At 64.7% G+C, this 15,143-nt stretch carries 2 protein-coding genes (1 of these 2 running past the window's edge); both read left to right on the top strand.

Annotated elements, in window-relative coordinates:
- Window positions 1-9,759: a non-ribosomal peptide synthetase gene (locus OYW20_RS10830; protein WP_268800675.1), complete on the top strand. Its 9,759-nt coding sequence runs from the start codon at window positions 1-3 to the stop codon at window positions 9,757-9,759.
- Window positions 9,759-15,143, top strand: the start of a protein-coding gene (locus OYW20_RS10835; protein WP_268800676.1) for a non-ribosomal peptide synthase/polyketide synthase. 10,896 nt of this gene lie beyond the right edge of the window; 5,385 of the gene's 16,281 nt are visible here — the first part of the coding sequence; the start codon lies at window positions 9,759-9,761; its stop codon lies off the right edge, out of view. Before OYW20_RS10830 ends, OYW20_RS10835 begins: the two co-directional genes overlap by 1 nt.

Below are 15,143 nucleotides of genomic sequence, written 5' to 3' on the forward strand. Positions count from 1 at the left end.
ATGAAATCCATACGAGATCAGGCCGCGCATTTTCCCGAACTGGTGGGCTTTTATGCGCAGCGCCAGCCGGACCGGATTGCCCTTCGACACATCATTTCCGAAGACCAGGCCCCGCTGCTGACCACCTACGCCGCGCTGGATCAACAGGCGCGTTCGGTGGCCGGTTTTCTGCAACATCACCTGGGCGCTGGCCCGGGTGAATGCCGCGGCGAGCGTTGCGTGCTGATCCTGCCGACCGGCGCCGACTACGCAGCCGCTTTCCTGGGTTGCCTGTATGCCAATGTCATCGCGGTTCCGGCGTTCGCCCCCGAATACAACCGCCAGACCCACCTGGACCGACTCACTGGCATCCTGCGTGATGCCACGCCGCGTGTGGTGCTCGGGCGTCGTGAAGACCTCGACAAATACCAGCAACAGCTGCGGCCGTTCATGCCGGCAGGCGGGCAATTAATCGCCATCGAAGACATTCACAACGGCTGGCTGACGTCCTGCCAGCCGTCGATCATCGACACTTCATCGGTCGCCTTTTTGCAGTACACCTCTGGCTCCACCAGCGCACCCAAAGGCGTGATGGTCTCCCACGACAACCTCATGGCCAATGAAGTGGCCATGGCCCGGCACTTCATCACTGACGCGCCTTCGGAGAGCTGGGTCAGTTGGCTGCCGCTTTACCACGACATGGGCCTGATGTGCGGCCTGCTGTTGCCGTTGTATTACGGCGGCACGCTGACGCTGATGTCGCCCAACTACTTTCTGGGGCGCCCGGCGCGCTGGCTGGAGGCGATCACTGAATACGGCGGCACGTTCTCCGGCGGGCCTGACTTTGCCTATCGTCTGTGCGTTGAGCGCATCAAGCCCAACGCACTGGGCAGCCTCAAGCTCGACACCTGGAGCCTGGCGTTTTCCGGGTCCGAGCCGATCCGGCTGGACACCCTGGACGCGTTTTGTGAGCGCTTCGGCGCCGCAGGCTTCAAGCAGCGCGCGCTGACCCCCAGCTACGGACTGGCCGAGGCAACGCTGTATGTCAGCGCTGCCGACCGGCAAAAGCCTTTCGGAATCCACCGCTTCGACGCCAACCAACTGGCAGCGGGCGACGCCGACGTGGCCAATCTGGTCAGCCAGGCAAACGGCAGCCGGTTGCCGGGCTGTGGCTGGTGCCGCCCCGATCACGCCCTGAGAATCGTCGACCCTGCGACCTTGCAGCCGCTGGCGCCGGGGCAGGTGGGGGAAATCTGGATCGCCGGCCCCAGCGTCGCCCAAGGCTATTGGCAGAATGCCGAAGCCACGGCGCAGACGTTCGTCGAGCGCGATGGCCAACGCTGGTTGCGCAGCGGTGATTTGGGGATTGAGCGCGACGGCGAACTCTTCATCACCGGCCGCGTGAAGGACTTGATCATCCTCAACGGCCAGAACCTATACCCGCAGGACATTGAAGAGTCGCTGGAGAAACGCGTCGAACTGCTGCGCCGTGGGCGTATCGCGGCGTTTGCAATGAACGATGCCGACGGCAGCGAAGGCATCGGCCTGGCGCTGGAAATCAGCCGCAACGTGCGCCGCCTGATGAAGCCGCAGATGATCTGCGACGCCGTGCGTGACGCGGTTTCCGACGTGTTCATGGTCGCCCCCAGGCTCATCGTCCTGCTGGAGCCCGGCGCCTTGCCGCGCACCACCAGCGGCAAACTGCAGCGCTCGGCCTGTCGGTCGGGTTGGCAAAACGGCACCCTCGACAGTTTCGCCGTCTGGCAGAACGGGCGTTTGCTCGATGCCGCTCACACCGCCGCCCACACCGGATCGCAGCCCGCAACGACCACACCGTTGCGGGCAGAGGTGGTTGCGGCCTGGCAAGAGGTGCTGGGCGCGAGCGATCTGGCCGCCCACGACCACTTTTTCGCCCGTGGCGGTGATTCAGTCGGCGCCGTGCAAGTGCTGTCCCGGCTCAATGCCGCGTTGGGCCTGAACCTGCAACCGGCGCACCTGTTCGAGCAGCCGTTACTGGGGGATTTCAGCGCCCTTGTCGCCGGGCAATCCCCTGGTGAAATGGCTGTTCAGCCGGTGCTGCGGGTCAATCGAGATGCGCCGCTGATGCAATCGTTCGCTCAGCAACGCCTGTGGTTTCTGGCGCAGCTGGAACCTGACAGCAGCGCCTACCATTTATGCGGGCAACTCACCCTCACTGGCACCGTGGACGATGCCGCGTTGCAGCGCAGTTTCGATGACCTCGCCGCGCGCCACGAAAGCCTGCGCACCACCTTTGCCGTGGGTGCCGACGAGGCGCTGGTGCAATGCGTGCACCCGGCGCGTGCCGTCAACATTGAGCGCCATGACCTCAGCCTGAATGCACAACCGCTTGAAGCCCTGGACGCGTTGGCGAAAGCGGCGGTCGAGCAACCGATGGACTTGCAGACCGGGCCATTGTGGCGTGTGCTGAACGTGCGCCTGGCGCCGGACCGTCAGCAACTGGTGTTGGTGCTGCATCACATCATTGCCGATGGCTGGTCGGTGCAGGTGTTGCTCAAAGACCTGACCGCGCTGTACACCGCCCACGCGCAGCATCGCGTGCCGGACCTGGCGCCGTTGCCGGTGCAGTACGCTGACTTCTCGGCCTGGCAACGCGCACGGCTGGCCAGTGGGGAAGGCGAGCGTCAACTCAACTACTGGCGTGAACGCCTGGGCGACACGCAGCCCGTGCTCACGTTGCCCGGCGATCGTCCGCGCCCGGCGCAGCAAAGCCACCGGGGTGCGCGTTATGCGCTTGCGTTCGACACCGCGCTCAGCCAGCAACTGCGTAGCCTGGCGACCGCCCATGGCGCAACGTTGTTCATGGTCATGCTCGCGGCCTACAAAACCCTGCTTCAGCGCTACAGCAGCCAGACGGATATGCGCGTCGGCGTGCCGGTGGCGGGGCGTACCTGCACCGAGGCAGAAGGCCTGATCGGGCTGTTCGTCAACACGCTGGTGCTGCGCACTGACGTCTCGCCGCAACAGTCGTTCGTCTCGCTGTTACAGGCGGTGAGGCACAACGCACTCGGTGCGCAGAGCCATCAGGATCTGCCGTTCGAGCAATTGGTGGAAGCACTGGGCGTTACCCGCGACCTCAGCCACAACCCGCTGTGCCAGGTCAAATTCACCCAGCAGTTCGTGTTGCCTCAAGGGCTGGAGCTGGGGGATGTGACGCTGGACGTCAGCCAGCTGGATGACTACTCGGCGCACTTCGATCTGGGCCTGGACATCACCGACACGCCCGAGGGCATACAGGCGGTCTTTACCTACGCGTGCGACCTGTTCGATGAGCCACGGATCGCCGGCATGGCGGCCGACCTGCTGCGCATTTGCGCGCAGGTCACTGCGCAACCGACGACCTTGCTGGCCGAGGTGCAACTGTCTGCGGCGACGTCGGTGGTGCAGGCTGAATCGGCTGATTTTGCGGGTAGCGACGTGCTCGCGCTGTGGGATCAACGCGTCGTCGCAGCGCCCGGTGATCTCGCGGTGCAGCACGAAACCGAGCGCCGTGATTTTGCCTGGTTCGACGCCCAGGCCAGGCGCCTGGCGCAGCATCTCAAGCAGGCCGGTGTGGGCGTCGAGAGCCGCGTCGGCGTTGCGCTGGAGCGCTCCGTCGAGTTCGTCGTCGCGCTGCTGGCCGTCCTTAAAAGCGGCGCAGCGTATGTGCCGCTGGACCCTAAATGGCCCGCCGAGCGTCAGGGTTTTGTCCTGGCGGACAGCGGCGCACGCTGGTTGATCAGCGACGCTGCGGCGCCTGCCGAATTTGCCGGTGAACGAATCGCCATGGATGCCGATGCAGCCTGGCACTCACAGCCGGCCACACCGCTCGATGTGCGGGTGCATCCGCAGCAGGCGGCGTACCTGATCTACACCTCCGGCACCAGCGGCACGCCCAAGGGGGTGGTGATCAGTCACGGCGCGCTGGCGGACTATGTGCAGGGTTTGCTGCACCGGCTTGATCTGGCGCCCGGCGCGAGCATGGCGATGGTCTCCACGGTCGGTGCCGATCTGGGCCACACCGTGTTGTTCGGCGCCTTGTGCTCCGGCCGTGCGTTACACGTGATCGCGGCTGAACGCGCCACGGACGCCGACCGTTTCGCTGCGTATATGGCCGAGCACCGCGTCGCTGTGCTGAAAATCGTGCCGACGCATTTGAGCGGTCTGCTGCAAGCCGCGGCTGCGGCGGATGTCTTGCCAGAGCAGGCGCTGATTCTGGGCGGCGATGCCCTGCCGTGGGAACTGGTGGCGCAGGTCAATCGTCTCAAGCCCGGCTGCCGGATGATCAACCACTACGGCCCGACCGAAACCACCGTTGGCGTGCTGATCCACGAATTGAGCGGGCTCACGCCCCAAGGTGACAGCGTGCCCGTGGGCCAGCCGTTGCCGAACGCCGCTGCGCTGATTCTCAATGAACGCCTGGAGCCAGTGGTGCAGGGCGACATCGGCGAGCTGTATATCGGCGGGCCGGGCCTGGCTCGGGGTTATCACGACCGGCCGGGCATGACGGCAGCGGTATTTCTGCCTGATCTGCGCCATCCGGGACAACGCCTGTACCGCACTGGCGACCATGCGCAGCTTTTGGCAAACGGGCAGATCCAGTTTCTCGGCCGCGCCGACGATCAGGTCAAGATTCGCGGCTATCGCGTGGCCCTGGGTGAAATCGCCCAACGCCTGCGCCAGCTCGACGGCGTGCGCGATGCGTACGTGCGGGTCGATGACCGCGGGCAACTCATTGCCTACGCGCTGCAAGGCAAAGGGCTGACGCTGACCGACGAATCCCTGCGCACGGCGTTGGCCGCTTGCCTGCCGGATTACATGGTGCCCGCGCACATCGTTGTGCTGGATGCCTTCCCGCTGACGGCCAACGGCAAGCTCGACCACGCTGCATTACCTGCGCCGCAACTGACCACGCAGACCTTCGAAGCCCCCCATGAAGGTGTCGAGGCGTCACTGGCGGCGCTCTGGGCAACGGCCCTGAACATCGAGTCGGTGGGCCGCCACGACAACTTCTTCACCCTGGGCGGCGACTCGATCCTGAGCCTGCAAATCATCGCCCGCGCCCGCCGTCAGGGCATTCGCCTGACGCCCAAGCAACTGTTCGAAAAGCAGACCATCGCTGAACTCGCGCAAGTGGCGGTACTGGCCGAAGCCAAACCGGCAGCAGTCAGTGCGCCAGTGCCGCTGGCCACCCAGGACTTTGCCCTGACACCGATTCAGGCGCGCTTCTTCGCCCAGCCCGTGGCGCAGCGTAGCCACTGGAACCAGTCGCTGCTGCTTGAGTTGCCGCAGGCCCTCGACAACGCGCTGCTGCAACGGGCCTTCGACGTGTTGCTGACCCAGCACGACAGCCTGCGGTTGAGTTTCCACCAGGCGCAAGACGGCCAGTGGCAGCAGCGTTATCGCGAGAACGAGAGCGCCGAGCGTGTGATGTGGAATTGCGAAATCGCTCGTGCAGAAGACATGCAGCGGCTGTGCGAAGACGCCCAGCGCAGCCTCAATATCGAACACGGCCCTTTGCTGCGCGTGGTCCATGGGCGTTTGCCGTCTGGCGAAGGGCGCATGCTGCTGGCGATTCATCACCTTGCCGTGGACGGCGTGTCGTGGCGCATCCTGCTCGAAGACCTGCAACACATTTACAGCCAGCTTGCCGCCGGCCAACCGCTGACGCTGGCCGACAAAACCGCGAGCTTCCAGGCGTGGTCCGAGGCCTTGCAGGGCGTGGCGAGCAGCCCGCAACTGCAGGCGCAGTTGCCGCATTGGCAAGCGCTGACTGCGGTCGACGCTTGCTTGCCAGGCGACCGCACAATTGAAAGCCGGGTCGGCGACGCCGAACAGGTCAGCCTGGTGTTCGACGCTGGCATCACCCGGCAATTGCTGGTGGAGGCGCCAGCGGCGTATCGCACCCGCATCGATGACCTGTTGCTGGCAGCGCTCGCGCAATCGCTGGCGCAATGGACCGGGCGCCGTCGTCATGTCATCAGCCTTGAAGGGCATGGGCGCGAGCACACCGTCGAGCAAGGCAGCGACGTGCTGGACCTGAGCCGCAGCGTCGGTTGGTTCACCAGCCTTTACCCGTTGGCGCTGGATGCGGGCGAAGGGCTGGTCTCGACTCTCAAGACAGTCAAGGAAGCCGTGCGTGCCGTGCCGGGGAAAGGCCTGGGGTACGGCGTGCTCAAGTATCTGGCCGGCGCAGATTTGCCGGAACTGGTGGGGCAGGGCATCACCTTTAACTACCTCGGGCGGTTTGATGATGCCAAGGGCGCGTTGTTTGCCTTGTCTGGCGAGACCCCGACGGCCCTGCGCGATCCGCAAGGGCCGCTGGCCAATGCCCTGGCCATCGACGGTCGGGTACGCGGCGGGCAGTTGAGCCTGGAGTGGACGTTCAGCTCCCGGCGTTTCGACCGCAACAGCATTGAGCGGCTGGTGGCCCTGTATCGCGAGAGCTTGTGCGCGCTGATCGAACACTGCGCCCAGGAGCAGCATGCTGGCATCACGCCGTCGGATTTCCCGCTGGCCGGGCTGACGCAGGCTCAACTGGACGACTTGCCGGTCCCTGCGCGGGAGATCGAGGACATCCTGCCGCTGGCGCCCATGCAGCAAGGCATTTTGCTGCACAGCCTGCTGGAGCGCGGCAATGGCATCTACCTCATGCAGGACCAGTACGCGGTGGCCAGCGAGGTCGATTTCGAGGGCTTCAAGTTCGCCTGGCAGCAGGTGGTGCAGCGCCACCCGGCCCTGCGCACGGCCTTCCATGGACTGGAAAGCGGCGTGCAGCGCCAGATCGTAATGCGCCGCGTGCCGTCGGTGGCGCAACTGATCGACCTCAGCCATTTGTCCCGCGCCGCTGGCGAGGCCGAACTGGACACGCTGCTCAGCGCCGAGCGTGAGCAAGGTTTCGATTTCGCTCGGGCGCCGCTGTTGCGGCTGCGCCTGGTGAAGTTTGGCGACGCGGATTTCCGCATCGTCCAGAGCCACCACCATGCGTTGATCGACGCCTGGTGCCGTGGGCTGATGCTGACCGAGTTTTTCGGTCATTACCGCGCCTTCCTTGGAGGTCGCAGCCTGAGCCTGCCACCTGCGCGGCCTTACCGGGACTTCATCGGATGGCTGGCCGAACAGGACGAAGCGGTGAGTCGCGACTATTGGCGCAACGCGCTGGCCAGCTTTACCGACGTCACGCCGTTGCCGTATCGCCACAGCCCGCAGGGCGAGCCGCAGATGCTCGACGTCACGCTGGCGCTGGGCGACGCTCACACTGCACGGCTGGCCGACACCGCGCGGCAGCACCGGCTGACGACCAACACGTTTGTGCAGGCCGCCTGGGCCTTACTGCTGATGCGTCATGCCGACCGTGACGACGTGCTGTTCGGCGTCACGGTGGCTGGGCGTCCTACCGAGCTGGAAGGCATCGAAGGCGCGCTGGGGCTGTTCATCAACACCTTGCCGTTGCGCCTCAAAAAGCCGGCCGCCGGGGCGCCTGCGCTGGACTTGCTGAACGCCCTGCAAGCACAGAACGCTGACATGCGTCAGCACGAACACCTGTCACTGGCCGACATTCAACTGCTGGCCGACACGCCACGGGGTCAACCGCTGTTCGACAGCCTGTTCGTGTTTGAAAACGTACCGTTGGGCGCTGACGTGCAGCAGGCCGTGAGCGATTACCGGATCACGCCGCTGGCCAACCGCACCCACACCAACTACCCGCTGACCGTGGTGTTGCTGCCGGGGCCATCGTTGCAATTGCAGTTGACCTACGACACCCGGCATTTCACCCACGCGGACATGCACAGTCTGGTCACGCAGTTCCGCCGCGTGCTGGTGCAACTGATCGACAACCCCGAGCAACCGCTTGCCGACCTGCAACTGCTGACCGGCGATGAGTGTGACGGTTTGCAGCTGCTCGGGCAGGGCGACGCGCAGCCGCACTGGTTCGGCATCAGTTATCTGGAGCGTTTCGAGGCTCGGGTGCAGGCGCATCCATTGCTGGAAGTGGCGCGCTGTCAGGGCCAGAGCCTGACGTATGGCGAACTCAATCGTGACGCCAACTGCATCGGCCACGGCTTGATCGCGGCGGGTGTGCAGGGCGATGACGTGGTGGCGCTGTATGCCCCGCGAGGCCTGCCGTTGCTGAGCATGATGATCGGCGCCTTCAAGGCCGGCGCGGCGTACCTGGCGCTGGATGATCGTCACCCGGCCGGCCGCAGTGCGCGCATGCTCGGCAGCAGCGCGGCGCCGGTGTTGCTGACGCCGCGCGATTGTCTGGCCCAGGTGCAGGCGATTCTGGTCGAGGCGGATGTCGCGCCCCGGCTGCTCATTCTTGAGGACCTGCTCGCACAGGGCAGCGACCACAATCCCGGCCGCTATGCGAGCGCCGAGCAACTGGCGTACGTGATCTACACCTCAGGCTCCACCGGCGAGCCAAAAGGGGTGATGGTCAACCAGCGCGGCATGCTCAACAACCAGATGTCCAAGCTGCCTTACCTGCGGCTGGGCGAGGGCGATGTGATCGCCCAGACCGCCGCCACCGGGTTTGATATTTCGGTGTGGCAATTCCTCACGGCGCCGCTGTTTGGCGGGCGTGTTGAAATCCTGCCGGACAGCGTGGTGCACGATCCCCAGCGATTGCTCGAAGAAGTCGTGGCTAATCAGGTCAGCGTGCTCGAATGCGTGCCCGCGGTGATCGACGGCATGCTGGCGGTCGCACGGCACAACCTCAGCGGTTTGCGCTGGCTGTTGCCGACCGGTGAGGCGCTGACGGTCGATCTGGCAACACGCTGGTTTGCCCGCTACCCCAACGTGCCGCTGGTCAATGCCTACGGCCCGGCCGAGTGCGCCGATGACGTCGCGCTGCACACCCTGACCGGCGCACCCGCGACCAAAGCGTCACTGCCGATTGGTCGCCCGACCGACAACAACCGTCTGTACGTGCTCGATTCCAGCCTGGCGCTGGCGGCACACGGCGTGGTGGGCGAGCTGTACATCGGCGGCGTGGGTGTGGGCCGCGGCTACGCCGGACGAGCCGGTTTGACCGCTGAACGCTTCTTGCCGGACCCCTTTGGCGATGTCGGCGCACGGCTTTACCGCAGCGGCGATCTGGCGCGCTGGAACGCCGACGGTGAGCTGGAGTACGTCGGCCGTGCTGACTTCCAGGTGAAGATTCGCGGCCAGCGCATCGAGCTGGGCGAAATCGAAAGCGTGTTGCTGGCGCAGGCCTCAGTGCGCGATGCGGTGGTCAGCGCGCAGCCGACGCCGCATGGCCCGCAACTGGTGGCGTATGTGGTTGCTGACAGCTTGACCCCGCTGGACTCCGACGCCCTCAAAACAGCGCTCGGGCAACACCTGCCGGCCTACATGGTCCCGGCCCACGTGATGCTGCTGGAGCAGTTGCCGCGCAACGCCAACGGCAAGCTGGACCGCAAGGCCTTGCCGGTGCCGGGCTGGCAGCAGCGCGACTATCAAGCGCCGTGCGATGAGCGCGAGCAGGTGCTGGCCGAACTCTGGCAAGCCCTGCTGAAAGTCGAGCGCGTGGGCCGTCACGACAACTTCTTTGAACTGGGCGGTCACTCCTTGCTGGCGACGCGTTTGCTATCACGCATCCGCGAGCGGCTTGGCGTGAGCATTCCCCTGGCGCAGGCCTTCGAGGCCACCACGATTGCTACGCAATCGGCGCTGATCAATACCTTGCAGGGCCAGGCCCTGACCCTCGACCGGCTCGATGCCCTGGACGAGTTAATGAATGAGCTGGAGGAAAGCAACTGATGTCGCAACCGAGCGTGACTTCGCAACAGTCTCCACACCACAAGCTGCTGGCGTTGGCCACACGTTTTCTCAGTCTCGGCAGCGCGCAGCGACGGTTGTTCCTCGCCAGGCTGCGCGAGCAGGGTCTGGACGCATCGACGTTGCCGATCCCGACCGGTGTGGCGGGTGATCGCAGTCCGGCGTCGTTTTCGCAACAACGCCTGTGGTTTCTGGAGCAACTGGAGCCGGGCAACAGCACCTACCATTTGCCGGGCGCGCTGCGCCTGAGCGGTGAGCTTAACGTTGACGCGGTGCAGGCCGCGTTCGACTGTCTGTCGGTGCGCCATGCCAGCCTGCGCACGGTGTTTGCCACGACCGAAGACGGTACCCCCGAGCAGGTGATTGTGGCGCCGGTGCCGGTGTTGATCGAGCGACTCAACGCCGAGGATGAAGGTGCGCTTCAGGCCTTGTCCGTTGATTTCGCCCGCCGCCCGTTCGATCTTGCCCAAGGCCCTTTGTGTCGCGTGGCGCTGGTGCAGTTGCCGGCCGACGACCACGGCGTGGCGCAACACGCGCTGCTGGTGTGTCTGCATCACATCATCGCGGACGGCTGGTCGATTCAAGTGCTGTTGCTGGATTTTGTTCAGGCGTATCGCGCGGGTTTGCAGGGCGAAGACATCGACCTGGCGCCGTTGCCGGTCAGCTACGCAGACGTTGCCCTATGGCAGCGAGCATGCCTGGACGCGGGCGAAACCGACCGTCAACTGGCGTACTGGACCCAACAACTGGGGGACGAGCCGCCCGTTCTGGAGCTGCCGACGGACCGCCCACGGCCAGCGCGCCAGAGTTATCGCGGTGCGCGGCTCAGCTTCACCCTTGCCGAGCCGCTGACCGCAAGGATGAAAGCGCTGGCGCGGCAACGCGGGGTGACGCTGTTCACCGTTCTGCTTGCGGCGTACCAAGTGTTGTTGCAACGCCTGAGCGGGCAGAACGACCTGCGCATCGGCGTACCGATTGCCGGCCGCGGAAGGGCGGAAACCGAGGGGCTGATCGGGTTCTTCGTCAACACGCAGATTTTGCGCGGCGAGGTGTCTGCCGCATCGACCTTCACGCAACTGATCGAGCAGGTGCGTCTGGCCTCCCAAGGCGCGCAGGCCAACCAAGACCTGCCGTTCGAGCAATTGGTCGAGGTGCTGGCGCCGGAACGCAGCCTCAGCCACAACCCGCTGTTTCAGGTGCTCTACAACCATCAGCAGCGCCAGGACGAAGCCCTGCAACGGATGCCGGGGCTGGATGCCAGGCTGATGCCGCTGGACAGCGGCAGCGCGCAATTCGACCTGGCGCTGCACACTTGGGAAAACGCTGCGGGCGAGCTGGCGGGCAACTGGAATTACGCCACCGACCTGTTCGATGACCGCAGCATCGAGCGCCTGCACCAGCGTTTCCTCGGCCTGTTCGAGCAGTTGCTGGAGCAGCCTGACGCGGCCATTGGCGACTTCCAATTGCTCGACCAGCAAGACCGCCAGCAGCTGGCGTTGGTCAACGACACGACTCGCGACTGGGCGAGCGACGAGCCGATTGTTCAGCGTCAATTCGAGCGCCTGGCAGCGTTGCACCCCGAGCGCGAAGCCTTGCGCTTTGGCGACCAGGTGTTGAATTATGGCGAACTTGATCAGCGCGCCAACCAGTTGGCTCATCACTTGCGCGCTTTGGGTGTTGGCCGTGAATCGCTGGTCGGCGTGGCGGCGCTGCGTTCGGTGGAGATGGTGGTTGCGCTGTATGCGGTGCTGAAAGCAGGCGCCGCCTACGTGCCGCTGGACCCGGAATACCCCGCTGACCGACTGCGCTACATGCTCGAAGACGCGGGTGTTAAGTGGCTGCTGACCCACAACGCGGCTCTGGAAAACCTGCCGCAGGTTGAAGGCGTGCAGGTTTTGAATCTCGAACAGCTGGACCTGAGCCAGCACCCCAAATCCGCGCCAAACGTCGAGATCCATCCCGAGCAACTGGCGTACATGATTTACACCTCGGGCTCGACCGGCAAACCCAAAGGCGCAGGTAATACACACGCGGCGCTGTTCAACCGGCTGGCGTGGATGCAGGACGCGTACTCGCTGGACACAACCGACGCTGTGTTGCAGAAAACTCCGTTCAGCTTCGACGTGTCGGTGTGGGAGTTTTTCTGGCCGCTGATGACCGGCGCGCGTCTGGTGCTGGCGCAGCCGGGGGATCATCGGGATCCGCTGCTGTTGAGCAAACTGATCAGCGATCACGCCATCACCACGCTGCACTTCGTGCCGTCGATGCTGGCCGCGTTCATGGCTCAAGAAGACCTATCGGGCTGCGACTTGCTCAAGCGCATCATCTGCAGCGGCGAAGCGTTGCCCGCCGACTTGCAACGCGAGACCTTGCAGCGCTTGCCGAACGCAGGTTTGTACAACCTGTACGGCCCGACCGAGGCCGCCATCGACGTCACGCACTGGACCTGCCGCAACGAGCCCGGCGCCACGGTGCCGATTGGTCAACCGATTGCCAATCTTCAAATCCACATCCTCGACAGCCGTCTCAACCCGCAACCGATTGGCGTGCCCGGCGAGCTGTACATCGGCGGCGCGGGCCTGGCCCGGGGTTATCACCAGCGTCCGGCGCTAACCGCTGAACGCTTCGTCGCCAGCCCGTTTGGCAACGGCGAGCGGCTCTACAGGACAGGTGATCTGGCGCGCTGGCGTCAGGACGGTGCGGTGGAATATCTGGGCCGTCTCGATCATCAGATCAAACTGCGCGGCCTGCGCATCGAGATCGGTGAGATTGAGTCAGCGCTGCTGGATCATCCTGGGATAAGCGAAGCGGTGGTGGTGGCGCGGCAACTGGCGACCGGCATGCAACTGGTGGGCTATCTGGTTGCCGACGCGGTCGACGACGAGCAACTGCGTAATCAACTGAAACAGCGTCTGCCGGACTACATGGTCCCGGCGCATCTGGTCACGCTGGAACGCTTCCCCCTGAGCGCCAACGGCAAACTGGATCGCAAGGCATTGCCCGAACCGCAACTCGCACAACGTGCTTTCGAAGCACCGCATGCTGGCGTTGAAACCCAACTGGCCGCGCTGTGGCAAGACCTGCTGGGCGTGGCGCAAGTCGGTCGACAGGACAACTTCTTCGAGCTGGGCGGCGACTCGATCCTCAGCCTGCAAATCATCAGCCGCGCGCGCAAGCTGGGCATTGTCCTCAACCCCCGGCAGATGTTTGAACGCCAGACCATCGCCGAGCTGGCGCAGGTTGCCGAGGTCATCAACCCCGATCAATCGCGGGCCGTGGCACGCATCGAAACCAACCGTGACCTGCCGCTGACACCGATTCAACAATGGTTTTTCGAGCAACCGATGCGACGCCGCGCGCACTGGAACCAGTCGCTGCTGCTGTCGTGCGCCGAAACCCTCGATAGCGCCTCGCTGCAACAGGCAGTGCAAGCGTTGCTCGATCATCACGATGCGCTACGCATGAGCTTTACCCAGGGCAGCGACGGTCAATGGCACCAACGCTACCGCGCCGAAGAAAGCGCCGACGCTGTGCTGTGGCAGCGCTCGGTCGCCGCTGACGAACTCACTCAGGTCTGCGATTCAGCTCAGGCCAGCCTCGATCTGCAACACGGGCCGCTGCTGCGCGCCGTGCTGTATGAACGGGCGGATGGCAGCCAGCGCCTGTTGCTGGTCGTGCATCACCTGGTGGTGGACGGGGTGTCGTGGCGCTTGTTGCTCGAAGACCTGAACAGCGCCTACGTGCAGGCCCAGGCAGGCTTGACCATCGATCTGGGCGAAAAGGGCGTTTCATTTCAGCGCTGGTCCGATGCGCTGGTGCATCACGCCTACAGCGATACGCTGCTCAAAGAGGCTGACTACTGGCGCGCCTTGCCACCGGCACCGCCGTTGCCGATGGCCAATGCACAGGGCAGCAATCAGCAAAGCGTGGCGCAAACAGCGCACTTGCAGCTGGATGCGCAACGCACTCACGCATTGCTCAGCGAAGCGCCATCGGCCTATCGCACGAAGATCAACGACCTGCTGCTGACCGCATTGAGCCGGGCGCTGCATGCCTGGAGCGGTCACGCGCAGGCGTTGATTGCGCTGGAAGGTCATGGCCGTGAAGCGTTGTTTGAGGGCATCGATCCAAGCCGCACCGTGGGCTGGTTCACCAGCCTGTACCCGGTCAGCCTGCACGCCCACGCCAGCCTTGATCTGGCGCTCAAACACTGCAAAGAGGTCTTGCGCGATGTGCCCAACGGCGGCCTGGGATATGGGCTGCTGCGCCATCTGCGTGGCGAATCCCTGCCGTCGCTGGAAGGCTGCGTGCTGTTCAACTACATGGGCCGTGTGCAGCGAAGCAGCGGCCTGTTTACCCTGGCCGAAGAAGGCAGCGGCACACAGCGTGGGGCCGACGCGCCGTTGGCGTGCGAACTGGCCCTGGATGCTCAGGTGCGCGACGGCTGCTTCAGCCTCACCTGCACCTACAGCGGCGAACGCCACGCCGCCGAGTCAATTCAATCACTGCTCGACGCCTACGCAGTGGCACTGAACGAGGTGATCGAGCACTGCCGCACGCAATCGGCGGTCACACCGTCCGATTTTCCCACCGTGGTCATCGACCAGGCCCAGCTTGACGCGTTGCCCGTTGCCGCGCGCCACATCGAACAACTGTACCCGCTGACGCCCATGCAGCAGGGCCTGCTGTTCCACAGTGAGCTGGGCCAGGGCGAAAGCGCGGGCGAGGGCGAGGGCGCTGCGCGGGACCTGTACATCAATCAGGTGGCGATGGACATCGAACACCTGCCCGTCGCACGTTTCAAAGCGGCGTGGGCGTCTGCCGTGCAGCGCCATCCGATCTTGCGCGCATCGTTCCTGCGGGTGCCGGTCAGTCAGCAACCGGTGCAACTGGTGCGCCGTGATGCAGTGCTGACGGTGCGCGAGCTCGATCTGCGTGGGCTAGAGCTGCGTGGCTTAGAGCCCCGCGACCTAGACCTGCCCGACCTTCAGGGCGCTGTGGCCGAGGTACTTGCCACCGAACGCGAGACACCTTTCGACCTGCGGGAAGCGCCCTTGATGCGCGTGCTGCTGGTGCGCGTCAGCGACAGCGACTGGAAACTGGTCTGGACCTTCCACCATATTCTGCTCGATGGCTGGAGCAGTGCGGCGGTACTGGGTGAGGTGATTCAGGCGGCGTTGTCCGACACCGCGCCGACGCCGGCCGGGCATTACGGCGATTACGTGGACTGGCTGCAAGGTCGCGATCAGCGCCTGAGCGACGCGTTCTGGCAGAAGCACCTGGCCGGTTTCGATCAGCCGACAATGATGGCCGCCGCGCTGGTGTCGCCGCTGTCTGCCGAGGGCACGCCGCTGTCCAATCAGGTG

This window comes from Pseudomonas sp. BSw22131, assembly GCF_026810445.1.
GTDB classification, from domain to species: Bacteria; Pseudomonadota; Gammaproteobacteria; order Pseudomonadales; family Pseudomonadaceae; genus Aquipseudomonas; species Aquipseudomonas huanghezhanensis.

Excerpts from the sequence above, each read along its gene's own strand:
- OYW20_RS10830 (WP_268800675.1), top strand. The coding sequence starts at position 1 with ATGAAATCCATACGAGATCAGGCCGCGCATTTTCCCGAACTGGTGGGC.